Source organism: Kocuria rosea, assembly GCF_006094695.1.
Classification (GTDB): Bacteria; Actinomycetota; Actinomycetes; order Actinomycetales; family Micrococcaceae; genus Kocuria; species Kocuria rosea.
On the sequence record NZ_CP035103.1, the window covers coordinates 2885557 to 2909839 of the forward strand.

General features: G+C 72.8%; 22 protein-coding genes. 6 read left to right on the forward strand and 16 right to left on the reverse strand.

The genetic code is table 11. From position 1 onward, the window contains the following. Positions 1–5: 5 nt before the first annotated feature. The 8 genes from EQG70_RS13250 to EQG70_RS13285 form a co-directional block, all read right to left on the reverse strand. Entirely contained in the window at positions 6–1313 is a 1308-nt protein-coding gene (locus EQG70_RS13250; protein ID WP_109268800.1) for a thymidine phosphorylase, read from the reverse strand. Positions 1314–1331: 18 nt separating this feature from the next. Beyond that, on the reverse strand, positions 1332–1760 hold the full coding sequence (locus tag EQG70_RS13255; RefSeq protein ID WP_109222556.1) for a cytidine deaminase: 429 nt from the start codon (positions 1758–1760) through the stop codon (positions 1332–1334). 7 nt (positions 1761–1767) lie between these two features. Next, positions 1768–3132, reverse strand: a complete 1365-nt coding sequence (locus EQG70_RS13260; RefSeq protein WP_109222555.1) for an ABC transporter permease — start codon at positions 3130–3132, stop codon at positions 1768–1770. Further along, the gene (locus tag EQG70_RS13265; RefSeq protein ID WP_109268801.1) at positions 3129–4397 is read right to left on the reverse strand and encodes an ABC transporter permease; all 1269 of its coding nucleotides are present in this window, start codon (positions 4395–4397) and stop codon (positions 3129–3131) included. Before EQG70_RS13265 ends, EQG70_RS13260 begins: the two co-directional genes overlap by 4 nt. After that, positions 4394–6040 carry an ABC transporter ATP-binding protein gene (locus tag EQG70_RS13270; RefSeq protein ID WP_109268802.1) on the reverse strand — a complete coding sequence of 549 codons (1647 nt, stop codon included), beginning with the start codon at positions 6038–6040 and terminating at the stop codon, positions 4394–4396. The genes EQG70_RS13265 and EQG70_RS13270 overlap by 4 nt, the downstream gene beginning before the upstream one ends. Before the next feature lie 118 nt (positions 6041–6158). Then, complete coding sequence (locus EQG70_RS13275; protein ID WP_017832187.1) at positions 6159–7268, reverse strand: BMP family lipoprotein; 1110 nt, start codon at positions 7266–7268, stop codon at positions 6159–6161. A 107-nt stretch (positions 7269–7375) separates the two neighbouring features. Next, entirely contained in the window at positions 7376–8623 is a 1248-nt protein-coding gene (locus EQG70_RS13280) for an amidohydrolase (protein WP_017832186.1), read from the reverse strand. 39 nt (positions 8624–8662) lie between these two features. Next, positions 8663–9790 carry a mannose-1-phosphate guanylyltransferase gene (locus tag EQG70_RS13285; RefSeq protein ID WP_017832185.1) on the reverse strand — a complete coding sequence of 376 codons (1128 nt, stop codon included), beginning with the start codon at positions 9788–9790 and terminating at the stop codon, positions 8663–8665. A 224-nt stretch (positions 9791–10014) separates the two neighbouring features. Between EQG70_RS13285 and sdhC the strand changes: the two genes are divergently transcribed. The 4 genes from sdhC to EQG70_RS13305 all read left to right on the forward strand — a co-directional run bounded on the left by sdhC (position 10015) and on the right by EQG70_RS13305 (position 13720). After that, on the forward strand, positions 10015–10395 hold the full coding sequence (gene sdhC, locus EQG70_RS13290; RefSeq protein ID WP_017832184.1) for a succinate dehydrogenase, cytochrome b556 subunit: 381 nt from the start codon (positions 10015–10017) through the stop codon (positions 10393–10395). A gap of 5 nt (positions 10396–10400) precedes the next feature. Further along, a complete protein-coding gene (locus EQG70_RS13295) occupies positions 10401–10889 on the forward strand; it encodes a succinate dehydrogenase hydrophobic membrane anchor subunit (RefSeq protein WP_017832183.1) in 489 nt (162 codons plus the stop codon). Positions 10890–10997: 108 nt separating this feature from the next. Continuing rightward, positions 10998–12749 (forward strand): succinate dehydrogenase flavoprotein subunit, encoded by a 1752-nt coding sequence (gene sdhA, locus EQG70_RS13300; RefSeq protein ID WP_017832182.1) that lies wholly within the window; start codon positions 10998–11000, stop codon positions 12747–12749. Next, positions 12749–13720, forward strand: a complete 972-nt coding sequence (locus EQG70_RS13305) for a succinate dehydrogenase iron-sulfur subunit (RefSeq protein ID WP_017832181.1) — start codon at positions 12749–12751, stop codon at positions 13718–13720. The genes sdhA and EQG70_RS13305 overlap by 1 nt, the downstream gene beginning before the upstream one ends. A gap of 75 nt (positions 13721–13795) precedes the next feature. Here EQG70_RS13305 and EQG70_RS13310 read toward each other — a convergent pair whose 3' ends face one another. The 8 genes from EQG70_RS13310 to EQG70_RS13345 form a co-directional block, all read right to left on the reverse strand. After that, positions 13796–14902, reverse strand: a complete 1107-nt coding sequence (locus EQG70_RS13310) for a YihY/virulence factor BrkB family protein (RefSeq protein WP_109268803.1) — start codon at positions 14900–14902, stop codon at positions 13796–13798. Positions 14903–14913: 11 nt separating this feature from the next. Continuing rightward, complete coding sequence (locus tag EQG70_RS13315; RefSeq protein ID WP_109268804.1) at positions 14914–15477, reverse strand: 2'-5' RNA ligase family protein; 564 nt, start codon at positions 15475–15477, stop codon at positions 14914–14916. A 28-nt stretch (positions 15478–15505) separates the two neighbouring features. Next, positions 15506–16570 (reverse strand): tryptophan--tRNA ligase, encoded by a 1065-nt coding sequence (gene trpS, locus EQG70_RS13320; RefSeq protein ID WP_109268805.1) that lies wholly within the window; start codon positions 16568–16570, stop codon positions 15506–15508. Positions 16571–16627: 57 nt separating this feature from the next. Next, complete coding sequence (locus tag EQG70_RS13325) at positions 16628–17464, reverse strand: exodeoxyribonuclease III (protein ID WP_109268806.1); 837 nt, start codon at positions 17462–17464, stop codon at positions 16628–16630. A 74-nt stretch (positions 17465–17538) separates the two neighbouring features. After that, complete coding sequence (locus EQG70_RS13330) at positions 17539–18066, reverse strand: hypothetical protein (RefSeq protein WP_232035336.1); 528 nt, start codon at positions 18064–18066, stop codon at positions 17539–17541. A gap of 126 nt (positions 18067–18192) precedes the next feature. Further along, positions 18193–19080: a bifunctional methylenetetrahydrofolate dehydrogenase/methenyltetrahydrofolate cyclohydrolase gene (locus EQG70_RS13335; protein WP_109268808.1), complete on the reverse strand. Its 888-nt coding sequence runs from the start codon at positions 19078–19080 to the stop codon at positions 18193–18195. A gap of 2 nt (positions 19081–19082) precedes the next feature. Beyond that, positions 19083–20369: a serine hydroxymethyltransferase gene (gene glyA / locus EQG70_RS13340; protein ID WP_017832174.1), complete on the reverse strand. Its 1287-nt coding sequence runs from the start codon at positions 20367–20369 to the stop codon at positions 19083–19085. A gap of 34 nt (positions 20370–20403) precedes the next feature. Beyond that, positions 20404–21630: a heparan-alpha-glucosaminide N-acetyltransferase domain-containing protein gene (locus tag EQG70_RS13345; protein ID WP_109268809.1), complete on the reverse strand. Its 1227-nt coding sequence runs from the start codon at positions 21628–21630 to the stop codon at positions 20404–20406. Between the two features lie 238 nt (positions 21631–21868). Here EQG70_RS13345 and EQG70_RS13350 point away from each other — a divergent pair, with 238 nt between their 5' ends. Together EQG70_RS13350 and EQG70_RS13355 are read left to right on the forward strand one after the other, a co-directional pair. Further along, entirely contained in the window at positions 21869–22615 is a 747-nt protein-coding gene (locus EQG70_RS13350) for a response regulator transcription factor (protein ID WP_017832172.1), read from the forward strand. Between the two features lie 25 nt (positions 22616–22640). Further along, complete coding sequence (locus EQG70_RS13355; protein WP_109268810.1) at positions 22641–24251, forward strand: sensor histidine kinase; 1611 nt, start codon at positions 22641–22643, stop codon at positions 24249–24251. The last annotated feature ends 32 nt before the right edge of the window (positions 24252–24283 follow it).

A 24283-nucleotide genomic window follows, 5' to 3' on the forward strand; every position in this document is an offset into this window, starting at 1 on the left:
GGCGATCACCGCACGGTCTCCAGGACCACGGCGCGGTCCGGCCGGGACGCCGGCGCCTCCGGGGCGATCACGGCGGCGCCCTCGAGGGCCTCCCGGGCCCGTGCGAAGCGCTCGGGGGTGTCGGTGAGCAGGGTCAGCAGCGGCTGCCCGGCCCGGACGGCGTCCCCGGGCTTGGCGTGCAGCAGCACGCCGGCGCCGGCCTGGACGGGGTCCTCGCGCCGGGCGCGGCCCGCCCCGAGGCGCCAGGAGGCCACCCCCACCCGGTGGGCGTCGAGCTCGGCGAGCACGCCGTCGGCCTCGGCCACCACGGTCTCGGACTCCCGGGCCCGCGGCAGCGGGGCGTCGGGGTCGCCGCCCTGGGCGGCCACCATGGCCCGCCACACGTCCATGGCCCGGCCGTCCCGCAGCGCCTCCGCCGGGTCGGCGTCCGGGACCCCGGACGCGGCGAGCATCTCGGCTGCGAGCGCCACGGTGAGCTCCACGACGTCGGCCGGGCCGCCGCCGGCGAGCACCTCGACGGACTCCTGGACCTCCACGGCGTTGCCGACCGCCAGGCCGAGGGGCGTGGACATGTCGGTGAGCAGGGCGGTGGTCGTGACCCCGGCGCCGGTGCCGAGGTCGACCATCGTGCGGGCCAGCTCGCGGGCGGAGGCCAGGTCCTTCATGAACGCCCCGGAGCCCACCTTGACGTCGAGCACGAGGGACTGGGTGCCCTCGGCGATCTTCTTGGACATGATGGAGGACGCGATGAGCGGGATCGACTCGACCGTCCCGGTGACGTCCCGCAGCGCGTAGAGCCTCTTGTCCGCGGGCGCCAGGCCGGAGCCCGCGGCGCAGATCACCGCGCCCACGTCCCGCAGCTGGGCCAGCATCTCCTCGTTGGACAGGGCCGCCCGCCAGCCGGGGATGGACTCGAGCTTGTCCAGGGTGCCGCCGGTGTGGCCGAGGCCGCGCCCGGACAGCTGCGGGACGGCCACGCCGTACACGGCCACGAGCGGGGCCAGCGGCAGCGTGATCTTGTCCCCCACCCCGCCGGTCGAGTGCTTGTCCGCGGTGGCCGAGCGCGCCCCGGAGCGCACGAGCGCGGAGAAGTCCATCCGCTCGCCCGAGGCGATCATCGCCCGCGTCCAGGCCGCGATCTCGTCCCGGTCCATGCCCCGCAGGAAGATCGCCATGGCCAGGGCGCTCATCTGCTCCTCGGCCACGACACCGCGGGTATAGGCGTCCAGGACCCACGCGATCTGCCCGGGCGAGAGGGCACCGCCGTCGCGCTTGGTCCGGATGACGTCCACGGCGTCGAACTGCTCGGTCATGTGGGGTCCTTTCGGGGACTAGAGGTTCTCGGGGCCGAAGGCGTCGGGCAGCACCTCGGCCATGGTGCGCACCCCGGAGACGGTGAGCAGCCGCAGGCCGGGCGCGCGGTGCTCGTGCAGCAGCTGCCGGCACCGTCCGCAGGGCATGAGGACGTCGCCGTTCCCGTCCACGCACACGAACGCGACGAGCCGCCCGCCGCCGGACATGTGCAGCGCGGACACCAGGGCGCACTCGGCGCACAGGGTCAGGCCGTAGGAGGCGTTCTCCACGTTGCACCCGGAGACCACCCGCCCGTCCTCGGTGAGGGCTGCCGCGCCCACGGGGAAGCGCGAGTACGGGACGTAGGCGTGCTCGCGGGCGGCCACGGCCGCCTCCCGCAGCCGGTCCCAGTCGATCCGGGGCCCGTCGTCGGTCGCCTCGCCGCCGGGGCGCAGAAGCTCGTTCACGGGACGCTCACTCCTTGGTGTAGGGCTTGCCGATGGCCGCGGGACCGCGGGAGACCCCCACGAGCCCGGCCACGGCCAGGATCGTGACGACGTACGGGAGCATGGCCAGGAACTGGCTGGGCACGGGCGTGCCCAGGAAGGACAGGATCGACTGCAGGTTGGACGCGAAGCCGAACAGCAGGGACGCGAGCAGCGCCCCGACCGGGTTCCAGCGGCCGAAGATCAGGGCGGCCAGCGCGATGTAGCCGGCGCCGGAGGTCATGTCCCGGGTGAACGCGGAGACGGAGACCAGCGTGTAGAAGGCGCCGCCGAGACCGGCGACCATCCCGCCGAGCAGCACGTTGCGGAAGCGCAGGGCGTTGACCTTCACGCCCAGGGTGTCCGCGGCCTTGGGGTGCTCCCCCACGGACCGGGTGCGCAGCCCCCAGCGCGTCCGGTAGAGCGCGAACCACACGAGCGCCACCGCGGCGTACATCAGGTAGCCGATCACGGACTGGTCGAAGACGATCGGCCCGATCAGGGGGATCTCCGAGAGCACGGGCACGGCGAAGCGCGGCAGCCGCGGCGGGGAGTTGAACACGCCCGGGTCCGACTCCAGCACCGTGGCGAAGAGGAAGCCGGTCAGCCCGGACACGAGCACGTTGAGCACCACGCCCACGATCACCTGGTTGACCCGGTAGGTGATCGAGAAGACCGCCAGGACGAGCGAGACGAGCCCGGCCCCCAGCACGGCGGCGAGCAGCCCCACCCAGGCGCTGCCGGAGAGGGAGCCGGCCACTGCCGCGGAGAACGCGCCGAACAGCAGCTGGCCCTCGATCGCGATGTTGATCACGCCGGAGCGCTCGCACAGCAGGCCGCCCAGGGAGCCGAAGATCAGCGGGATGGCCAGGGCCACGGACCCGGCCAGCAGCCCGGACAGGGACACGTCCGGGCTGCGCGCGCTGCCCACGACCCACACGAGGAAGCCGCTGACGAAGAAGAAGCCGAACACGAGCACCGCCCACCGGGGCAGGTGCGCCCCGGCCCGGGCGCGCAGGACCGCGAGGACCGTCAGCCCGGCGAGCACGGCCACGGTGAGCCAGCCCCACAGCACGCCGTGCACCACGAGGTCCGGCACGCGGAAGAGGTCGCCGGTCTCCGAGACGCGGAAGCTCACCGTGTTGTCCGGGGCGTTGAGCCCGAACAGCAGCAGGGCCACGAGGCTCAGGAGGCCGAGGACCACCGGGGTGCGCCAGCTGGTGACGCCCACGACCTCGTTGGCCGCGGTCGTGGACAGCTCCGCCTCGGCCGGCGGGGGCAGGGTCGTCGCGGCGGTGACGCCGGAGTCCCAGGGCGCCTGCTCGGGGCGCGGTTCCGGATGCTGCGAGCTCATGCCCGGCCTCCCTCGGTGGCGGTGGCGGTGGCGGCCGTGGTGGTGGCGCTCCCGCCGCGGCGGGAGCGGACCCGGTCCTGCCCGGTCCGCACCAGCGGCGGCAGGGCGATGAACAGGACGATCAGGGACTGCACGACCAGGACGATGTCGATGTTCGTGCCGGTCATCGACTGCATGGTGACGCCGCCGGCGCGGAACCCGCCGTAGAGCAGGCCCGCGAAGAACGTGCCCCACGGCTTCGACCGGCCCAGCAGGGCCACCGTGATCGCGTCGAAGCCGAAGGACGCGGCGACGCCCGCGGTCAGCGCGCGCTCGGTGCCGGAGATCTGGGCCACGCCCGCGAGTCCCGCGAGGGCGCCCGCGAGGACCATGACGACGACGAAGCCGCGCGTGACCGAGATGCCGGCGGTCCGGGCCGCGCGCGGGTTGGCGCCCACGGCCCGCAGCTCGAAGCCGATCGTGGAGCGCTTGAGCAGCCAGGCGACGAACACCGTGGCGAGGACCGCGAGCACGAACCCCCAGTGCAGCCGGAACTGCTCACCCAGCAGCTTGGGGAACATCGCGGTGTCCGCGACCTGGGGGCTGACGGGGTTCGAGGAGCCCGGGCGCAGGAACGCCGGGCGGGTGAGCAGCCAGGCGACGAGATTGAGCGCGATGTAGTTGAGCATGATCGTCAGGATCACCTCGTGGGCGCCGGTGCGGGCCTTGAGCACGCCCACGATCGCCCCCCACAGCGCGCCGCCGAGGGCCCCGGCGAGGATCACGGCGAGCAGGTGCACGCCCACCGGCAGCTGCCAGGAGAAGCCGACCCAGGCGGCCAGCGCCGCGCCGATCAGCAGCTGCCCCTGGGCGCCGATGTTGAACAGCCCGGCCTGGAAGGCCACGGCCACCCCGAGCCCAGCCAGGATCAGCGGCGTGGCCACGGTGAGGGTCTCCGCGAGCGGGTAGACCCGCTGCGCGAACGTGCTGCCGTTCGGGTTGTAGACGGCGCCGTAGAACATCGCCTCGTAGGCGGAGGACGCGGCGGCCCACATGGCCGCGAGCGTGTCCCCGGGGCGGGCGAAGAGGTAGCTCGCGGCGTCGGCCACCCGGTCGTCGGTCAGGGCGATGAGGAGCCCGCCCAGGAGCAGGGCGGCGACGATCGCGAGCACGGACTGCACCGCGGAGCCGGTCCAGTCCCGCCGGGAGCTCCCGGGGGCGACGGCCGTGGGCGGCGGCGCCTTCTGCTGGTCGGCGGCCGCGGGGGCCGCTCCGGTGGCACTCATGCCTGCTCCTTCGGGTGCTGCGCCGTGGCCTGCGGGGCGCCGGCCTGCGGGGCATCGGTCGGTGGGGCGCCGGTCTGCGGGGGGACGGCCGGCTGCGCCCCGGTCCGCCGCGCGCCGTCGGGCCGGACGCCGGCCGCGCCGAGCTCCTCGGCGGTGGCCCCTGCCATCATCTGGCCCAGGACGTCGCGCGGGGTGTCGGGGCCCACGATCCCCATGATCCGGCCGTGGAAGAACACGGCGATCCGGTCCGCGAGCGCGTACACCTCGTCGAGCTCGGTCGAGACGATGAGCACGGCCACGCCCTTGTCCCGCTCGGCGACGATCTGCTCGTGGATGAACTCGATGGACCCCACGTCCACCCCGCGGGTGGGCTGGGAGGCGAGGAAGAGCTCGAGGGGCCGGGAGAGCTCCCGGGCGATGACGACCTTCTGCTGGTTGCCGCCGGAGAGGGTCTGCACGGGGGCGTCCACGGAGGGGGTGCGGACGTCGAACTGCTCGACGGCGCGGCGGGCGTTGGCCTGGACCTCGCCCAGCCGCAGGGACGGGCCGCGGGAGAAGCGGTCGTCGCCGTAGAGGTCCAGCACGAGGTTCTCGGCGACGGTGAACGGGCCCACGAGCCCGTCCGTGGAGCGGTCCTCCGGGACGAAGCCCACGCCGGCGTCGAGGACCTGGCGCACGGACTTCCCGAGCAGCTCCGTGCCGCCCAGCCGGATCGAGCCGGTGGCCCGCTCCCGCAGGCCGAGGATCGCCTCGGCCAGCTCCGTCTGGCCGTTGCCCTGCACGCCGGCCACCGCGAGGATCTCCCCGCGGGCCACGTCGAACCCGACGTCGTCGAGCAGCTTCACGCCGTTGTCCGCGACCACGGTGAGCCCGGAGACCTCCAGGGCCGGCTCCCCCGGCTCGGCCTCGCCCTTGGCGACGGTCAGGGACACGTCCCGGCCCACCATGAGGGCCGCGAGCTCGGAGGTCGAGGCCTCCGGGGACGTCTGGCCCACCACCCGGCCCCGGCGGATCACCGTGATGACGTCGGAGATCGCCTTGACCTCCCGCAGCTTGTGGGAGATGAACAGGATCGACTTCCCGGACCCGCGCAGCTGGCGCATGATCTCGAGCAGCTCGTCGGTCTCCCGGGGCGTGAGCACCGCGGTGGGCTCGTCGAGGATGAGCACCTGCGCCTCCCGCACGAGGGCCTTGATGATCTCGACCCGCTGCTGCACGCCCACGGGCAGGTCCTCGACCACGGCGTCCGGGTCCACGTGGAAGCCGTAGCGCTGGGAGATCTCCCGGATCCGGCGGCGGGTGGTCTCGAGGTCGAGGGTGCCGCCGCGGGTGCTCTCCGCGCCGAGGGCCACGTTCTCCGCGACGGTGAACACCGGCACCAGCATGAAGTGCTGGTGCACCATGCCGATCCCGGCGGCCATGGCGTCCCCGGGGCCCCGGAAGGACACCTCGGCGCCGTCCACCAGGATGCGCCCCCCGCTCGGCCGGTACAGGCCGTAGAGGACGTTCATCAGGGTGGACTTGCCCGCCCCGTTCTCGCCGAGGAGGCAGTGGATCTGCCCGGGCTCCACGACCAGGTCGACGTCCTCGTTGGCCGCGAAGGAGCCGAACCGCTTGGTGATGGACTGCAGTTCCAGCTTCATGGTGGGGTGGTCCTCCTCCTGGGCCGTGCGTCAGCCCGGGGCGGGCACGCCACCGCCGCCAGCTGCGGCCGGGGCCCTCGCTGGCGGCGGTGGGTGCGGTGGTCGGTGTCGTCCGGGATCAGGCCTGCGGCGAGTTCTCGGACTCGACGGTGACCGTGCCGTCGATGATGTCCTGGCGCAGCTGCTCGACCTCGGCGGCGAGCTCCTCGCCCACGGCCTCCTCCTGGTCGTGGAACGGGGCGATGCCCACGCCGTCGTTCTCGAGGGTGCCGACGTAGGGCTCGTTGCTGAACTCGCCCTCGGCGGCCGACTCGACGACGTCCTGCACGGAGGTGCTCATCTGCTTGAGCACCGAGGTGAGCTGGTACTCCTGGCCCTGGTCGAGGGTCTCGTAGCCGTCGGCGTCGACCCACACGAAGCGGACCTCGTCCCCGCCGCCGCCGTTGGCCTCGACCACGGCGTCGAGGGTGCCGAGGGCGGCCTGCCCGGCCACGGGCAGCACGATGTCCGCGCCCTCGTTGATGAAGTTCTGCGTGGTGGTCTTCGCCGCGGAGGTGTCGGTGAAGCTGTTGACGAAGGTGCCGTCCTGGGAGTCCTTGTCCCAGCCCAGGAGCCGGACGTCCTCGCCCTTGGTCTCGTTGTAGTGGTCGATGCCGTCGGCGAAGCCGTCCATGAACACCGTCACGGTGGGGATGTCCATGCCGCCGTAGGTCGCCACGGTCCCGCTCTGGGTGCTGCCCGCCGCCACGTAGCCGGCGAGGAACGCGGCCTCGGCCGTGTTGTAGACGAGCGGCTTGACGTTGTCGAGCTCGATCGAGGCGTCGTCGACGATCGCGAAGTTGGACTCGGGGTTGGCCTCGGCCACGGCCCGGGTGGCGTCGGCGAGGAGGAAGCCCACGGACAGCGTGAGGTCGCACCCGGACTGCACCATGGACGTCAGGTTGGGCTCGAAGTCGGTCTCGGCCTGGGACTCGGCCTGGTTGACCTCGATGCCCATGGACTCCTCGACGGCCTGCAGGCCCTCGTAGGAGTTCTGGTTGAAGGAGCGGTCCTGGAACCCGCCGGAGTCGGAGACGATGCAGCCGGTGAAGTCGGTGGCCTGCTCCTGCGCCTCGCCGCCCTCCTCGGGGGCCGCGCCGCAGCCGGCGAGCACGAGCGCGGAGGCGCCGAGCAGCGCGGCGGCGGAGAGCGGGCGGGTTCCTCGGGACGTCCGGGGCGGGAAGGTCATGGTTCCTCCAGGTGACGGGCGCGGCCGGGCGGTGATCCCGGTCACGCGGCAAGCGCGACGTGGTGCCACTCTACCCACGGGTAGTGGCGGGGCGCCGGAGGCCCGCGTTAATTCGTGGTGACGTCCGGCCGTGTCTGCCGGGAGTGCAGCCGGATGGCGCGCAGGGCCGTGTTGGTCATGACCTGGATGCCGCAGCCGATCGCGGCCTCGTCCGCCACGTAGTCCGACTGGTGCAGGTCGTAGGTGTGCCCGCCCCGCGTGCGCGTGCCCAGCCGCATCATCGCCCCGGGCACCTCCTGGAGGAACCACGCGAAGTCCTCCCCGCCCATCGACTGGTGCACCAGCACCACCGCGTCCTCGCCGAGCTCGGCGCGGGCGGCGTTCTCGATGAGGGTGGTCTCCACCTCCCCGTTGACCACGGGAGGGACGCCGCGGATGTGCTCCAGCTCCACGTCCACCCCGTAGGGCGCGGCCACCTGGTGCACGACCTCGTCGAGCAGCGTGCCCGCCCGGTGCCAGGCGTCGGCGTCGAGGCAGCGCATCGTCCCGGACATGAACCCGGTGGCGGGGATGGCGTTGGGCGCCACGCCGGCGTGCATCTGGCCCCACACCACGGCCACGCCGGAGCGCACGTCGATCCGCCGGGAGAGCACGGCCGGGACGTTGACGGCGATCTGGGCCATCGCGTAGACGAGGTCCTGCGTGAGGTGGGGGCGGGAGGTGTGCCCGCCGCGGCCGGTGAACTCGATGCGCACGGTGTCGGAGGCGGACGTGATCGCGCCGATCCGGGTGCCGACCTGGCCGACGTCGACCTTGGGCTCGCAGTGCAGGGCGAACATCCGGGGCACGCCCTCGAGGACGCCCTGGCGCAGCACGGTGAGGGCGCCGCCGGGCAGCTGCTCCTCGGCGGGCTGGAAGACGATCCGCACGGTCCCGGCGATGTGTGCGGTCCGGTGCAGGTCCGCGAGCACCTTCGCCACGCCCACCATCACCGTGGCGTGGATGTCGTGCCCGCAGGAGTGCGCCACGCCGTCGTTGACGGAGGAGTACTCGAGGCCCGTGCCCTCCTGGATCGGCAGCGCGTCGATGTCCGCCCGCAGGCCCACGCCGATCGGGCCGTGCCCGATGTCCACGTAGCACCCGGTGTCCGAGAGCCGCACCGGGGACAGGCCCATGTTCTCCAGGGCGCCCACGATCCGGTCCGTGGTGCGGAACTCCTGGTAGGACAGCTCCGGGTGGCGGTGCAGGTCCCGCCGGAAGGCGATCAGGTCGGGCAGGTAGCGCTTGAGCAGGGGGCCGATGGCGGGCGGGAGGCCGGCCTCCAGGGCCGCGGCGGAGGATGGCGCGTCAGGCATCTGTCCAGACTACTCCCGGGCGCGCGCCGCCCCCGACGCTCACAGGACGTCCGTGTTGCCGCTCTGCTTGAGGGAGGCCACCGCGTCCTTGACGCGCTGGGCGTGCTCCCGGGTGGTCACCAGCAGCGCGTCGTGGGTGTCGACGACGACGATGTCCTCGACCCCGATCAGCGCGATCAGCCGGCCCGTGTCCGAGACGACGATGCCGCTGGAGCTGTCGGAGAGCACCCGGCTGTTGTCGCCGAGGACCGTGACGTCGGGGTCGGTCTCGGGGTCGACGTGGTTGAGCCGCCGGATCGCGGCGAAGTCCCCGACGTCGTCCCAGGTGAAGCTCGCCGGGACCATGGCCACGTCCCCGGCGGCCGCCGCGGGCTCGGCCACGGCGTAGTCGATCGCGATCTTGGGCAGCCCGGGCCACACCCGGTCCACCACCTCGTCCTGGGCGGGCGTGCCCCAGGCGTCGGCGATCTCGGTGAGCCCCGCGTGCAGCTCCGGCTGGCTCGCGGCGAGGTGGCGCAGCATCAGGGACGCGGGCGCCACGAACATCCCGGCGTTCCACGTGTAGTTGCCGCTCGCCACGTAGTGCCGGGCGGTGTCCTCGTCGGGCTTCTCGACGAACTCCTCGACCTGCAGGGCGTGGGGCGCGTCCGGCAGCCCGAGCTGGGCGCCGGCCCGGATGTAGCCGAAGCCGGTGGCCGGGGAGCTCGGCGGGATCCCGATCGTCACGATCCGCCCCGAGGCCGCCGCGGCCACGGCCTCCCGGACCACGTCCTGGAAGGCGCCGGCGGGCTCGATCACGTGGTCGGCCGCGAAGGACCCGATGATCGCCTCGGGGTCGCGGCGCTGGACGAGCATGCAGGCCAGGCCGATGGCCGCCGCCGAGTCCTTCGGGGACGGCTCGAGCACGAGGTCGCCGGTGGAGAGCTCCGGGAGCTGGCGGCAGACCGCGGCCGCGTGCGTGCGCCCGGTCACGACCATGACCGGGCCGTCGCCCAGGCCCGCGAGCCGGTCGTACGTGGCGCGGAGCAGGGAGGAGCCGGAGCCGGTGAGGTCGAGCAGGAACTTGGGGGCGTCGGCCCGGGAGAGGGGCCACAGCCGGGAGCCCACCCCTCCGGCAGGGATGAAGGGGTGGAAGTGCGCGAGTGGGGAGGTCACGGAGAACACCATACGACGTCGCCCGGGAGCCCGCGGAAAACGACGTGCGCGCGCGGCGGAACCCGTGCGCCCGTGCGGGACAGGCTGTCAGTAAACACCGGTCGTGCTGGTATCGTGGGAGGGAACTCGCGCATCATCCGACACAGAGCCGGAGGGCTCCGCTCACGTCGTGCGCAGTGCGAATTCCCGAACATTTCTAGAGCGCACGACGGCGAGCGACTCAGGGAGGTTTTTCAGTGGCGAAGACATCCAAGGGCACCCTGTACCGCGGCCAGGCTCATGGCCAGTGGTCCTGGGTGGCCCATCGCATCACCGGCGTGGCCATCTTCTTCTTTCTCTTGGTCCACGTCCTGGACACGGCGCTCGTGCGGGTCTCCCCCGAGGCCTACAACGCGGTCATGGCGACCTACAAGAACCCGGTCATGGGCCTGGGCGAGGCCGGCCTCGTGGCGGCCATCGTCTACCACGCCTTCAACGGCCTGCGCATCATCATGGTCGACTTCTGGTCCAGCGGCACCAAGTACCAGAAGCAGATGCTCTGGGGCGTCCTGGCCCTGTGGGTCGTCGTCATGATCCCCTTCCTCATCCGTCACCTGTCCCACGTCTTCGGGGGTTAATCACTATGAGCACTCCGCTCAAGGCAAGCATCTCGGTCCCCCGGAGCAAGGACCTCGAGGTCAACGGCATCAAGTACAACCGCTCCTCGTCCCGCCGCAACAACTTCGAGATGTTCGCGTGGCTGTTCATGCGCCTGTCCGGCGTGATCCTGCTGGTGCTCGTCTTCGTCCACCTCTGGGTCAACCTCGTGGGCCCGGAGGGCGGCGTGAACGCCGTCGACTTCGCGTTCGTGGCCGGCAAGTGGGCCAGCCCGTTCTGGCAGGTCTTCGACATGCTCCTGCTGTGGCTGGCGATGCTGCACGGCACGAACGGGCTGCGCGTGATCATCGACGACTACGCGGAGAAGGACCGGACCCGGTTCTGGCTGAAGGTCTTCCTCTTCACCACGTCCGCCTTCGTGATCCTGCTCGGCACCCTCGTCATCTTCACCTTCGAGCCCTGCCCGGCCGGCGCGGACCCCGCGCTGCTCGCGAGCTTCTGCACCGCGGGCTGATCCCTGCCGGAGACGGCCCGCCCCGCGGCGGGCCGTCTCCGCCGTCCGGTCACAGGCGACCGGGCCCCAGCACATCCGACGGAACACCCAACAGAAAGAACAACCGGTATGCAGGTTCACAAGTACGACGTGGTCATCATCGGCGCCGGTGGTGCCGGTATGCGCGCCGCCATCGAGGCCGGTCAGCGCTCCCGCACTGCCGTACTGACCAAGCTGTACCCCACGCGGTCCCACACCGGCGCGGCGCAGGGCGGCATGTGCGCGGCCCTCGCCAACGTCGAGGAGGACAACTGGGAGTGGCACACCTTCGACACCATCAAGGGCGGTGACTACCTGGTCGACCAGGACGCCGCCGAGGTGATGGCCAAGGAGGCCATCGACGCCGTCCTCGACCTCGAGAAGATGGGCCTGCCGTTCAACCGCACCCCCGAGGGCAAGATCGACCAGCGACGCTTCGGCGGCCACACCCGCGACCACGGCAAGGCCCCCGTGCGCCGCGCCTGCTACGCTGCGGACCGCACCGGCCACATGATCCTCCAGACGCTGTACCAGAACTGCATCAAGCACAACGTGGAGTTCTTCAACGAGTACTACGTCCTGGACCTGATCATGACCGAGGTCGACGGCCAGCGCCGCGTCGCCGGCGTCGTCTCCTACGACCTCGCTTCCGGGGAGCTGCACGTCTTCCAGGCCAAGTCCGTGGTCTTCGCCTCCGGCGGGGCGGGCAAGGTCTACAAGACGACCTCCAACGCCCACACGCTCACCGGCGACGGCATGGCCATCGCGTTCCGCAACGGCCTGCCCCTCGAGGACATGGAGTTCATCCAGTTCCACCCCACCGGCCTGGCCGGGCTGGGCATCCTCGTCTCCGAGGCCGCCCGCGGCGAGGGCGGGATCCTGCGCAACGCCGACGGCGAGCGGTTCATGGAGCGCTACGCCCCGACCATCAAGGACCTCGCCCCTCGCGACATCGTGGCCCGCTCCATGGCCAACGAGGTGCGCGAGGGCCGCGGCGCCGGGCCGAACAAGGACTACGTCCTGCTCGACCTCACCCACCTGGAGCCGGCGCACATCGACGCGAAGCTGCCCGACATCACGGAGTTCGCCCGCACGTACCTGGGCGTGGAGCCCTACACCGAGCCCGTCCCGGTGTTCCCGACCTGCCACTACGCCATGGGCGGCATCCCGACCAACATCAAGGCCGAGGTGCTCCAGGACAACGAGAACGTGGTCCCGGGCCTGTACGCCGCCGGCGAGGTCGCCTGCGTGTCCGTGCACGGCTCCAACCGCCTGGGCACCAACTCGCTGCTGGACATCAACGTGTTCGGCAAGCGCGCCGGCATCTACGCCGCCGAGTACGCGCAGCGGGCCGAGTTCGTGCCCGTGCCGGACACCGCCCTGGACAGCACCGTGGCGCTGCTCGACAACGCCCGCAACGGCACCGGCACCGAGAAGGTCGCCGCGATCCGCAAGGACCTGCAGGACACCATGGACCTCAACGTCCAGGTGTTCCGCACCGCCGACACCCTGCAGACGGCGCTGGACGACATCGCCGCCCTCGAGGCCCGGTACGCGAACATCTCCATCCAGGACAAGGGCAAGCGCTTCAACCTGGACCTGCTGGAGGCCGTGGAGCTCGGCTTCCTCCTGCAGCTCGCGAAGGTCATGACCGTGGCCGCCCTGCACCGCACCGAGTCCCGCGGCGGGCACTTCCGGGAGGACTTCCCGGAGCGCGACGACGCCAACTTCATGAAGCACTCGATGGTCTACCTCGACCCCTCCTCCCCCACCGCGGGGATCCGGCAGGAGACGAAGCCCGTCATCTTCACCCGCTACGAGCCCATGGAGCGTAAGTACTGATGTCTACCGCACACACTCCCGACCGGCCCGAGGACGGCCGCGACGACGACCCCCAGGACCGCGCCCCCGAGCACGGCCACGCCCCGGGCCACGCCCAGGACGACCGTGCCGGCTACAAGACCGACGCGGACGCCGGGTCGGTCGACGAGCGCGACGAGGCCGCGGCCCCGGCCGTGGACCCCGCCGCCGAGAACGCCGAGGGCGGGGAGCCCGCCGCGCGCGTGGACCTGCCCGAGGAGCAGCAGGGCAGCGACGAGATCCCGACCTTCGACCTCACCCTGCAGATCCGCCGCTACAACCCGGAGGTCTCCGACGAGGTCCGCTGGGACGAGTACAAGCTGACCATGTACGGCACCGACCGCGTGCTGGACGCCCTGCACAAGGTGAAGTGGGAGATCGACGGCTCGCTGTCCTTCCGCCGCTCCTGCGCGCACGGCGTGTGCGGCTCGGACGCCATGCGCATCAACGGCCAGAACCGCCTCGCCTGCAAGGTGCTGCTCAAGGACCTCGACCTGTCCAAGCCCGTCACGGTGGAGCCCATCAAGGGCCTGCCGTGCGAGAAGGACCTGATCGTGGACATGGAGCCGTTCTTCCAGTCCTACCGCGAGATCATGCCGTTCCTCGTGGCCGGCGGCAACGAGCCGACCATGGAGCGCTACCAGTCCCAGGAGGACCGGGCGCGCTTCGACGACACCACCAAGTGCATCCTGTGCGCCGCGTGCACGTCGTCCTGCCCCGTGTTCTGGACCGACGGCCAGTACTTCGGTCCGGCGGCGATCGTCAACGCGCACCGGTTCATCTTCGACTCCCGCGACGACGCGGGGGACCTGCGCCTGGAGATCCTCAACGACAAGGAGGGCGTGTGGCGCTGCCGCACGACCTTCAACTGCACCGAGGCGTGCCCGCGCGGCATCCAGGTCACGAAGGCCATCGCCGAGGTCAAGAACGCCATCCTGAGCCGCTCCATGTGAGCGTGCCCCAGGCCGCCGCGGCCCGTCCCCTGCACGGCAGGGGGCGGGCCGCCGTCGTCCGTGCGCGGCGGCGGCTCAGCGGCGCCCGGTCAGGGCGGCCATGGGCACCACGGTGATCGCCACGTTCTCCCCGTCGGGGTGCACCCGCCCGCCGCGCTGGTCCGCGTGCACGATCGCCCCGATCGCGGCCGAGAACAGCAGGATCTGGTTGAACAGGTAGAACCACAGGAGCACGCCCACCACGAGGGCGACCGAGAGCAGGTACGGGTTGGTGGTGGCCCCGGCGACCACCGTGCCCCCGATGTAGCGCAGCGCGAAGCTGCCGGCCGCTGCGGCGAGCACGGTGACGGTCAGGGCGCGGCGGGTGATCCGCAGCCCGGCCACGCCCCGCACGAGCTCGAGGGCGAACAGGGCGTCCAGCACGACGACGAGCAGGGTGCTCAGCGCCCAGGTCAGCCCGGTGCGCAGCCAGTCGGGGCCGCTGCCCCAGCCGAGCTCGCCGGCGGTGTCCAGCAGGAAGCCCAGGAGGCCCGAGGCCGCGCCGTTGGCCACGACCGAGAGGGCGAGCAGCACGCCCAGCAGCAGCAGCCCCAGCAGGTCCCGCGGCACGGCCGCGATGGGCAGGCCCTGCGCGGGGGGCACCTCGAAGAGCCGGCGGAACGCGAGCCGCACCCCGGAGACCCAGCGCCAGCCGGAGAAGAACAGGACCGCGGCGCCGATCACCGTGGCCAGGGTGAAGGGCCGGGTGTCCTCGAGCAGCTCGAGGGGGACCACTCCCCCGTCCCCGGTGTCCAGCAGGCCGGGGACGCGCTCGGTCACGGCCTCCACCACGGCGTCGCGCACCAGGGGGTCGTTGCCGAGGAACACGCCGATCACGGAGAAGCCCATCACCAGCAGGGCGGTGGACGCGAAGATCAGCACGAAGGACAGGCCCGCCGCCATGAGGGGCCCGCCGTGGAAGAGGTAGTGCAGGACCACGCGGACCGGCATCCGCCGGTAGGTCTCGGCGAGCGCCACGGCGAGCACCGAGCCGGCCAGCCCGAGGGCGCCGGCGCCGGCGGCCCGCTTCTCGCGCAGCAGCGCCCGCTGGCGCAGGGCCTCGCGCCGCATGCCGTGGCGGTCGATCGCGCGCGGCGGCTGCTCGGGGGCGGGGCCGGTGCGGGGGCCGGCGCGGGTGCTCATGGCCGGGCGGCTCAGCGCCGGTCGCGGTCGCGCCCCGTGAAGGGGAACTCCTCGCGGATCCGCCAGACGCCCCGGCCGTCGAGCTCGTAGAGACCGATCCGGTCCACGAGGAACCCGGCGCGGTAGGTCCGCAGCATCTCCTGGGCGCGGTCGAGGTCCTCCTCCTCCACGGCCTGGGCGATCGTGACGTGGGGGTGGAACTCGAAGGGGGACGCCGAGACGAGCTGCTCCTCGTGCAGGGCGTCGTGCAGCGCGCGGCACTGCTCCTCGCCCTCCTGGATGCGCAGGTAGACCACCGGGCTCACGGGGCGGAACGTGCCGGTGCCGTTGATCTCCACCCGGAACGGGTCCCACTCGCGGGCCACGGCCCCGACCCGCTGCACGACGTCCGCCCAGCGCTCCGCCTGCGGGGCGATCATCAGCGTGATGTGCGCCGGCACGGCGTAGGAGGCGGGGTCCCCGAAGGACGCGCGCCAGTCCTGGAGCTCCCGGCCCACGGGCTCGGGCAGCTCGATCACCACGCCCGCGTACACCTGGCCGGGGCGGATGGTGGGGGACTGCTGCGTTCGGGTCAACTCAACTCCTCACAGGACGGGACCCAGCCTAGCCCAGCCCCCCGGACCCGCCCAGGCGCGGCAGGAAGCCCATCCGGTCGTAGACCCCCGCCAGGGTCCGGACGGTGATCTCGCGGCCCTTCTCGGCGCCCCGGGCGAGGAGGCGGTCCAGCTCCGCGGGGTCGTCCAGCAGCTCCTGGGCGCGGGCCTGGATCGGGTCCAGGGTCTCGGTGACCACCTCGGCCAGCCCCACCTTGAGGTGGCCGTAGAGCTTCCCCTCGTACTCCGCCACGAGGTCGGCCACGGGCCGGCCGGTGAGCGCCGAGTACACGGTCAGCAGGTTGGCGATGCCCGGCTTGGCCTCGCGGTCGAAGCGGATCTCCGTGCCGTCGTCGGTGACCGCGGACTTGATCTTCTTCGCGTTCTTCTTGGCCGGGTCGAGCAGCCGGATCAGCCCGCTCTCGGACGCGGCGGACTTGGACATCTTGGCGGTGGGGTTCTGCAGGTCGTAGACCTTGGCGGACTCGGCGAGGATCTTCGCGTCCGGCACCACGAACGTGTCCCCGAAGCGGGTGTTGAAGCGCTGGGCGAGGTTGCGGGTCAGCTCGAGGTGCTGGCGCTGGTCCTCCCCCACCGGGACCTGGTGCGCCTGGTAGATCAGGATGTCGGCGGCCATGAGCACCGGGTAGGCGAACAGGCCGACCGTGGCGTTCTCGGCGCCCTGCCGGGCGGACTTGTCCTTGAACTGCGTCATCCGGGACGCCTCGCCGAAGCCCGTGATGCAGTTGAGCGCCCAGGCCAGCTGGGCGTGCTCGGGCACGTGGGACTGCACCAGCAGGGTGGAGCGCTCGGGGTCGATGCCCGCGGCGATGTACTGGGCCGCCGTGACACGGGTCCGCTGGGCCAGGGCGGCCGGGTCCTGCTCGGCGGTGATGGCGTGCAGGTCGGCCACGAAGAACACGCACTCGTTGTCGTCCTGCAGGTCCACCCAGTTGCGCACGGCCCCCACGTAGTTGCCCAGGTGCAGGGAGTCCGCCGAGGGCTGCACCCCCGAGACGACACGGGGCTTGCCGGAGGCGGTGGGGACGTCGAACGGTACGGGCTCAGGGGTCACGGTGCGGGGTCCTTCGATCGGGCGGGCGCCGGCGGGGGCGCGGAGCGGGCGAACGGGTCAGAGCTGGTAGTCGACCACCACGGGCGCGTGGTCGGAGAAGCGGGTGTCGTAGCTGGGGGCGCGGTCCACGGCGGCGGTCACCGCCCGGGCCGCGAGCCCCGGGGTGGCCATGTGGTAGTCGATGCGCCACCCGGCGTCGGTGTCGAAGGCCTTGCCGCGGTACGACCACCACGTGTACGGCCCGGGGACCGGTCCGGCCAGCTCCCGGGCGACGTCCTTGTACCCGTGCTCGCCGAAGAAGCGGTCGAAGTAGGCGCGCTCCTCGGGCAGGAAGCCGGCGTTCTTGACGTTGCCCTTCCAGTTCTTGATGTCGAGCTCGGTGTGCCCCACGTTGAGGTCGCCGACGACGAGCACGTGCTCCCGCGTGCGGGCGAGCTCGGGCAGCCGCTCGCTCATGACGTCGAGGAAGCGGTACTTGTCGTCCTGGCGGGGGGTGCCGACCTCCCCGGAGTGGACGTAGGCCGAGACCACGGTGAGCGTGGTGCCGTCGGCCAGGGCGTGGTCCGTCTCGACCCACCGGCCCGCGGTCTCGAAGTGCTCGTGGCCGATGGAGTCGCGCCGCCGCACGGGCAGCAGGGACCCGTCCCGGGCGTCCCGGCGGGTGGCCACGGCCACGCCCGCCCGGCCCTTGTCGGCGGCCTCGGCGTGGTGGACGTCCCACACCTGCTCGTCGAGCAGGTCCCGGACGATCCGGTCGGGGGCCCGGACCTCCTGCAGGCACAGGATGTCGACGTCACGGCCCGCCAGCCAGTCGGCCATGCCGCGCTTGTAGGCGGCGCGGATGCCGTTGACGTTGACGGTGGCGACGCGCAGGACGTTCTCGGGGCGGGACATGCGGGGGCACCTGGCTTCCGGGTGGTGGTGAGCGGGGTCGTGCTGCGGGGGTTCGTGCCGCGGGGCGGTCGGGGTCAGTCGACCACGGTGCCGCTGAGGGGCTCCTGGCGCAGCATGCTCATCCCGTTGCCGGCCGTGATGTCGATGGTGTCGAGGGCGCGGTCCAGCGCCTCGCGCTCGGGGCCCTCGACGGGCAGCGCGGCGAGCTCCTGCTTGATCACCTTGGACTGGACCAGGACGATCTGGAAGCTGTGGGAGAGCTTCTCGTCCCGCATGGAGCCGGCGGCGGCGGACCCGGTGACGGTGGGGGCGCGGCCGGTGCCGGTGCGCAGCTGCTCCCGGGCCTCGTCGACCTGCCGGCGGCCGAAGCGGGCGGCCTTGCGGACCATGAGCACCACCCAGGTGGCGAGCAGCAGCCAGCCGAGGGCGATGCCGGCGAGCGCCCAGCCCAGCCACGAGTTGGCGTTCGCGGCCTGCAGCAGCGCCACCACGAAGATCACCACGAGCACGGCCAGTCCGATCACCGTGCCCCACAGGGCGGTGCGGGAGGCGGGCTCGGCGGCCGGGGCGGTGGACGGGGTCGGGGATCCGAGGGAGCGCATGGTCCCCATTGTCTCAAATCCCGGCCCGGGCCACGAACCGGCGCGGGCGCCGTCCCCGCCCGGCGCCGGGGACGGCCGCGCCCCCGGGAGCGAGGGCTCCCGGGGGCGCGGCGCGGTGGACGGCGCTCAGCGGAGGCCGGCGTGCCGCTCGGCGGTCTCCACCACGTTGAGCAGCAGCATGGCCCGGGTCATGGGCCCCACCCCGCCGGGGTTGGGGGAGATCCAGGAGGCCTTCTGCGCGGCGGCCGGGTCGATGTCCCCGGTGAGCCTCTTCTTCCCGGTCCCGGGGTCCTCCACGCGGGAGACCCCGACGTCGAGGAGCACCACGCCGTCCTTGAGGCTGTCGGCCGTGATCATGTGCGGCCGCCCGGCGGCGGCCACGACGACGTCGGCCTGGGCCAGCAGCGCGTCGAGGTCCTGCGTGCCGGTGTGGGCGAGGGTGACCGTGGCGTTGATCTCCTTGCGGGTCAGCAGCAGCCCGATCGGCCGTCCGACGGTCACGCCGCGGCCCACGACGAGCACGTGCCGGCCCGCGAGCTCGACGTCGTTGCGGCGCAGCAGCTCGATCACCCCGTTCGGCGTGCACGGCAGCGGGGAGGTCATCGGCTCGGAGACGTTGAGCACGAGGCGGCCGAGGTTGGTCGGGTGCAGCCCGTCGGCGTCCTTGTCCGGGTCGATGCGCTCGAGGATCGCGTTGGTGTCGATGTGCCCGGGCAGCGGCAGCTGGACGATGTAGCCGGTGCACGCGGGGTCCGCGTTGAGCTCGTCGAGGACGCGCTCGAGCTCCTCCTGGGAGACGTCCGCGGGCAGGTCGCGGCGGATCGAGGAGATGCCGACCTCGGCGCAGTCCTGGTGCTTGCCGCCCACGTAGGAGTGCGAGGCGGGGTCCTCGCCCACCAGCACCGTGCCGAGGCCGGGGGTGACCCCCCGCTCCGCCAGCACGGCCACGCGCTCGGCGAGCTCGGTCCTGATGGCGGCGGAGGCCGCCCGTCCGTCGAGGATCCGTGCGCCCACGCTCACCACTCCTCGAGGCCGTCGTAGAGCGGGAAGTCCGCGGCCAGCCGGTCCACGCGGGCCCGCAGGGCGTCGATGTCGGCCCCGGGCTTCAGGGCGGTGGCGATGATCTCGGCGACCTCCTCGAACTGCGGTGCGCCGAAGCCGCGCGTGGCCAGCGCGGGGGTGCCGATCCGCAGCCCGGAGGTGACCATCGGCGGGCGCGGGTCCCACGGCACGGCGTTGCGGTTGACGGTGATCCCCGCCCGGTGCAGGAGGTCCTCGGCCTGCTTGCCGTCCAGCTCGGAGTCGCGCAGGTCCACCAGCACCAGGTGCACGTCGGTGCCGCCGGTCAGTACGGACACCCCGGCCCGGGCGACGTCGTCGGCCCCGAGGCGCTCGGCGAGGATCCGGGCGCCCTCGACGGTGCGCTCCTGGCGGGCGCGGAACTCCTCGGTGGCCGCGATCTTGAAGGCCACGGCCTTGCCCGCGATGGCGTGCATGAGCGGGCCGCCCTGCTGGCCCGGGAAGACGGCGGAGTCGATCTTCTTCTTGAGCTCGCCCGTGGTCAGGATCACGCCGGAGCGGGGTCCGGCGAGGGTCTTGTGCACGGTCGAGGTGACCACGTGGGCGTGCGGCACGGGGTTGGCGTGCAGGCCCGCGGCCACGAGGCCGGCGAAGTGTGCCATGTCCACCCACAGCTTCGCCCCGACCTCGTCGGCGACCGCGCGGAACGCCTCGAAGTCCAGCTCCCGCGAGTACGCGGACCAGCCGGCCACGATGACCTGCGGGCGCTCGGCGAGGGCTTGCTCCCGGACCCTGTCCATGTCGATCGTGTAGGTGTCGGGGTCGACCTCGTAGGCCGCGATCTCGTAGAGCTTGCCGGAGACGTTGAGCTTCATCCCGTGGGTGAGGTGGCCGCCGTGGGCCAGGGAGAGGCCCATCAGCTTGTCGCCGGGGGTCATGAGCGCCTGCATGACGGCCGTGTTGGCCTGGGCACCCGAGTGCGGCTGCACGTTGGCGTGCTCGGCGCCGAACAGGGCCGTGGCCCGGTCCCGGGCCAGGTTCTCGACGACGTCGACGAACTCGCAGCCGCCGTAGTAGCGGCGCCCGGGATAGCCCTCGGCGTACTTGTTCGTCAGCACCGAGCCCTGGGCCTCGAGGACCGCCCGGGGCGCGAAGTTCTCGGAGGCGATCATCTCGAGGGTGCCGCGCTGGCGGCCGAGCTCGTCGGCGATCGCCGCCGCGATCTCCGGATCGACCTCGGCGAGGGGCTGGTTGGTGACGGACGGGGACGTGCTCGTGGACATGCCGCTCCTGAAGTCGGGGACCTGGGTGGACCGTCTACGAGTTTAGGCGATGGCGGAGCACCCGGTCCCGTCCGGCGTGGGCGGCCCGGCCGACGACCCGCTCGAGGGGTCCCTGGCCCCGGGCGCGGTGCCACAGGACGGCGAACACGGTGCCCACCAGGACGTGCACGAGGAACCACAGCACCGGCTGCTCGTAGTGCAGCTCCAGGAAGAGCCCGAGCAGGTGCGCCGAGTACAGGGTGAGCGTCATCGAGCCGGCCGCGACCAGCGGCAGCAGCACGTGCTCGGCCCGGCGGGCCACGAGGAGGCACAGGCCGAGCACGAGGGCGCCGGTGCCCACCCCGCTCAGCAGGGCGAGCGGGGTGTTGGTGTGCGGCCCGGTCACGGCCAGCCACCACCAGGTGGCGGAGGGCAGGACGGGGTCCGGCCCGTACACGAGGACGTCCTGGACGTCCCCCCGGTCCAGGGAGGGGCTCGCGGCGAGCAGCCGCTCGATGCCGCCGAGGGGGTGCAGCAGCAACCAGGAGGTGACGGCGGAGAACACCGCGAGCGCGGCCCCGCCGATCGCGAGGCCGGCCTGCGTGCGCACGGCCGAGAGATCCAGCCGGCCCAGGGCCAGGCCTGCGAGGAGGTAGACGAGGTACGTCACCCCGGGGTACGAACCGGTCACGAGCAGCTGGGCGAGGGTGGTGCCCGGCTCGGTGACGAGCTCGGCGAGGCCGGGGTTGTAGACGGTGAACCCGGGCAGCACGGGGCCGAGCGAGTGCACCAGCACGGGACCGAGCACGGCGAGCCCCGCCGCCCAGGCGAGCAGGGCGCGCACGGACAGGTGCAGGAAGGGCAGGGCGAGCAGGAAGAACACGCCGTAGTAGACCAGGATGTTGTAGGCGGGCGGGTCGCCGGGCGAGAGCTGGTTGATCAGCAGCCCCAGCGCGGTGATGAGCACCGCGCGCACGAGCAGGCCGGCCCGGTCGGCGGTCGCCCGCCGGCCCTCGTGCACCCGGGTCCCGCCCGAGCCGAGGGCCAGGCCCACGCCGGCGAGGAGGGCGAAGAGGGCGGCGGCCCGGCCCGAGAACAGCGTCCACTGGGCGGTGGCCTCGAAGGTCTCCGGGTCCCAGGACGGCAGGATGTGCACGGAGACCATGCCGAGCAGGGCGAGGCCGCGGGCCGCGTCGATCCCGACCAGGCGCCGGCGGGCGGGCGGGCCCGCGGACGGCTCCGCGGCCCGGGCCTGTCCGGCGGGGTGGCGGGTGTGCAGCATGGCGGTGGTTCCCCTCTCGTGGTGCCCCGCGGGCACCTGCCCGGGGGTCCGGGCCTCCGGGCCCGGTCGTGGATCCACTCCAGCAGACGGGGATGTGGCGCTCTTATCGGGTTCCTGTGCCGGGGCTGTGAAGTGCGTCCGCAAACGATCCGCAGGTGATCGGGGGCCGGTGCGGCGCTACGCTGAGGACGGTCCGAGGACGCCGGTGCCGCCGGCGGGGACCAGGAGGGATTCCGTCGTGACCGAGCCCGTGCAGCGGCCCACCGCCGTGGACCTCCCGCGCCTGCGGCACCCCGACGGGGCACCGGTGCGCGCGCTCGTCGTCGACGACGAGCCGCTGCTGGCCCAGATGGTGTCCATGGGGCTGTCGATGCTGGGCTGGCAGGTGCGCTCCGCCCACGACGGGGACGCCGCGGTGGCCGAGGCCCGCGGCTTCCGGCCCGACGTCCTGGTGCTGGACGTCATGCTCCCGGGCTGCTCGGGGGTGGAGGTGCTCGAGCGGATCCGCTCCTTCTCCCCCACCGTCCCGGCCCTGTTCCTCACCGCGAAGGACAGCACCGAGGACCGCATCACCGGCCTGGCGGCGGGCGGGGACGACTACGTGACGAAGCCGTTCGACATGGAGGAGCTGCTGCTGCGGCTGCACCGCCTGGTGCAGCGCGCGGGCATCGCCCACCCGGACGCCGCGGAGCTGGTCGTGGGCGACCTCGTGCTCAACGCGGACACCCGGGAGGTCAGCCGTGGGGGCGACGAGATCGCGCTGACGGCCACCCAGTTCGACCTGCTCCGCTGCCTCATGGAGAACGCGCGCCGGGTGCTGAGCAAGCCGCAGCTCCTCGAGCAGGTCTGGGGCTACGACTTCGGCGGCCAGACCAACGTGGTGGAGCTCTACATCTCCTACCTGCGCAAGAAGATCGACGCCGGGCGCCCGCCCATGATCCACACCGTGCGCGGCGCCGGCTACGTGCTCAAACCGGCCGAGTGAGCACCCGCCGAGGACGTGCCGCCCCATGAGCACCGGTCCCACGAGCACCGATCCGACCAGCACCGATCCGACCGGCACCGGCCCGACGGGCACCGGTCCCACGGACCCGGAGGCGACCGGGGCGCGGGCCCGGCCGCGGGGAGCGGGACGGGCGCTGCAGCTGCGCACCAAGCTGCTGCTGACGGTCCTGGCGCTGCTGACCGTCGCGTGCGCCGCGGTGGGCGCCCTGGGTCTCGCGGTCCTCAACGTGTCCCTGGGCGAGCAGCTGGACGGCCGGGTCCGGGACGCCTCGTTCCGCACGATCGAGTACGGGGTCCGTGCCGCCGCCGGGCCCTCGGAGGAGCTCGAGGCCATGATGGACGTCCCCGCGCAGGGCGCCGGCACCCTCAACGCCCGGGTCGTCGACGGCGAGGTGGTCCGCGCCGGGCTCTTCGCCCCCGACGGGACGCGGCAGGAGCTGACCGACGAGGACCGGCGGCGGATCGGGGAGCTCGTGACGGCGCTCGGCGCCGAGTCGGACGACGAGGGGGGCCGGCAGTGGGGCCCCGTGGACGTGGAGCTGGCCGTGGGCGGCTACCGCGTGCTGGTGGTCGACGACCCGTGGGACTGGGGCCTCGTGCTGACCGGTCTGCCGCTGGCCGACAAGGAGGACACCCTGCGCAGCTTCGGGGTGAGCACCGCGGCGATCTCGACCGGCGCCATCGCCGCCACGGGGCTGGTCGGGCTCGTCGTCGTCCGGCGCACCCTGCGCCCCGTGGAGCGGCTCTCCGACGTGGCGACCCGCATCTCTGAGCTCGACCTCGACCACGGGGAGGTGGTCCTGCCGGTGGGGGCCGTGGCGCCGGCCGCGCACCCGGACACGGAGGTGGGCCGGCTCGGCCACGCCTTCGGGCGGATGCTGGACAACGTCGCCCACGCGCTTGCTACCCGCCAGCGCAGCGAGACGCGCGTGCGCCGGTTCGTGGCCGACGCCAGCCACGAGCTGCGCACTCCCCTGGCCAGCATCCGCGGCTACGCGGAGCTGATCCGGCTCACGGAGCCGATGAGCGCGCAGGGCCGCAGCTCCCTGTCCCGGGTGGAGTCCGAGGCGGCCCGGATGACCGCGCTCGTCGAGGACCTGCTGCTGCTCGCGCGCCTGGACGAGGGCCGGGCCGCGGTCACCGAGGACGTCGACCTCCTCGAGCTGGTGGTCGAGACCGTCAGCGACCTCCGGGTCGCGGCGCCCGGCCACGTCTGGCGCCTCGAGCTGCCCGACGAGCCCGTGCTCGTGCGGGGGGACCCGGCCCAGCTGCGCCAGGTGCTCATCAACCTGCTCGCCAACGCCCACCAGCACACGCCCGCGGGGACGACGGTCACGGCCTCGCTCGGGACGGAGGCGGGCGCCGGACCGGGGCCCGGCGGCGAGGCCGTGCTCGCCGTGGGCGACGACGGCCCCGGCATCGGCGCCGACTTCCTCGAGCACATCTTCTCCCGCTTCGCCCGGGAGGACCACGCCCGCGCCGCGAGCTCCCGCGGCGCCGGCCTGGGCCTCTCGATCGTCGACGCCATCGTGCGCGCCCACCACGGGCGGATCGACGTCAGCAGCGTCCCGGGCCGCACCCGGTTCACCGTCCGCCTCCCCCTGGCCGACCGCTGAGCGGACGCGGCTTGCCCCCGCGGCCCCCGGGC

Bases quoted from the DNA above. Each gene is read 5' to 3' on its own strand.
- sdhA (WP_017832182.1), top strand. From the start codon at position 10,998: ATGCAGGTTCACAAGTACGACGTGGTCATCATCGGCGCCGGTGGTGCC.
- EQG70_RS13355 (WP_109268810.1), top strand. From the start codon at position 22,641: ATGAGCACCGGTCCCACGAGCACCGATCCGACCAGCACCGATCCGACC.
- EQG70_RS13285 (WP_017832185.1), bottom strand. From the start codon at position 9,790: ATGGTGTTCTCCGTGACCTCCCCACTCGCGCACTTCCACCCCTTCATC.
- EQG70_RS13265 (WP_109268801.1), bottom strand. From the start codon at position 4,397: ATGAGTGCCACCGGAGCGGCCCCCGCGGCCGCCGACCAGCAGAAGGCG.
- EQG70_RS13325 (WP_109268806.1), bottom strand. From the start codon at position 17,464: ATGTCCCGCCCCGAGAACGTCCTGCGCGTCGCCACCGTCAACGTCAAC.
- glyA (WP_017832174.1), bottom strand. From the start codon at position 20,369: ATGTCCACGAGCACGTCCCCGTCCGTCACCAACCAGCCCCTCGCCGAG.
- EQG70_RS13270 (WP_109268802.1), bottom strand. From the start codon at position 6,040: ATGAAGCTGGAACTGCAGTCCATCACCAAGCGGTTCGGCTCCTTCGCG.
- EQG70_RS13345 (WP_109268809.1), bottom strand. From the start codon at position 21,630: ATGCTGCACACCCGCCACCCCGCCGGACAGGCCCGGGCCGCGGAGCCG.
- EQG70_RS13275 (WP_017832187.1), bottom strand. From the start codon at position 7,268: ATGACCTTCCCGCCCCGGACGTCCCGAGGAACCCGCCCGCTCTCCGCC.
- EQG70_RS13305 (WP_017832181.1), top strand. From the start codon at position 12,749: ATGTCTACCGCACACACTCCCGACCGGCCCGAGGACGGCCGCGACGAC.
- EQG70_RS13250 (WP_109268800.1), bottom strand. From the start codon at position 1,313: ATGACCGAGCAGTTCGACGCCGTGGACGTCATCCGGACCAAGCGCGAC.
- EQG70_RS13260 (WP_109222555.1), bottom strand. From the start codon at position 3,132: ATGAGCTCGCAGCATCCGGAACCGCGCCCCGAGCAGGCGCCCTGGGAC.
- EQG70_RS13310 (WP_109268803.1), bottom strand. From the start codon at position 14,902: ATGAGCACCCGCGCCGGCCCCCGCACCGGCCCCGCCCCCGAGCAGCCG.
- EQG70_RS13330 (WP_232035336.1), bottom strand. From the start codon at position 18,066: ATGCGCTCCCTCGGATCCCCGACCCCGTCCACCGCCCCGGCCGCCGAG.
- EQG70_RS13280 (WP_017832186.1), bottom strand. From the start codon at position 8,623: ATGCCTGACGCGCCATCCTCCGCCGCGGCCCTGGAGGCCGGCCTCCCG.
- EQG70_RS13295 (WP_017832183.1), top strand. From the start codon at position 10,401: ATGAGCACTCCGCTCAAGGCAAGCATCTCGGTCCCCCGGAGCAAGGAC.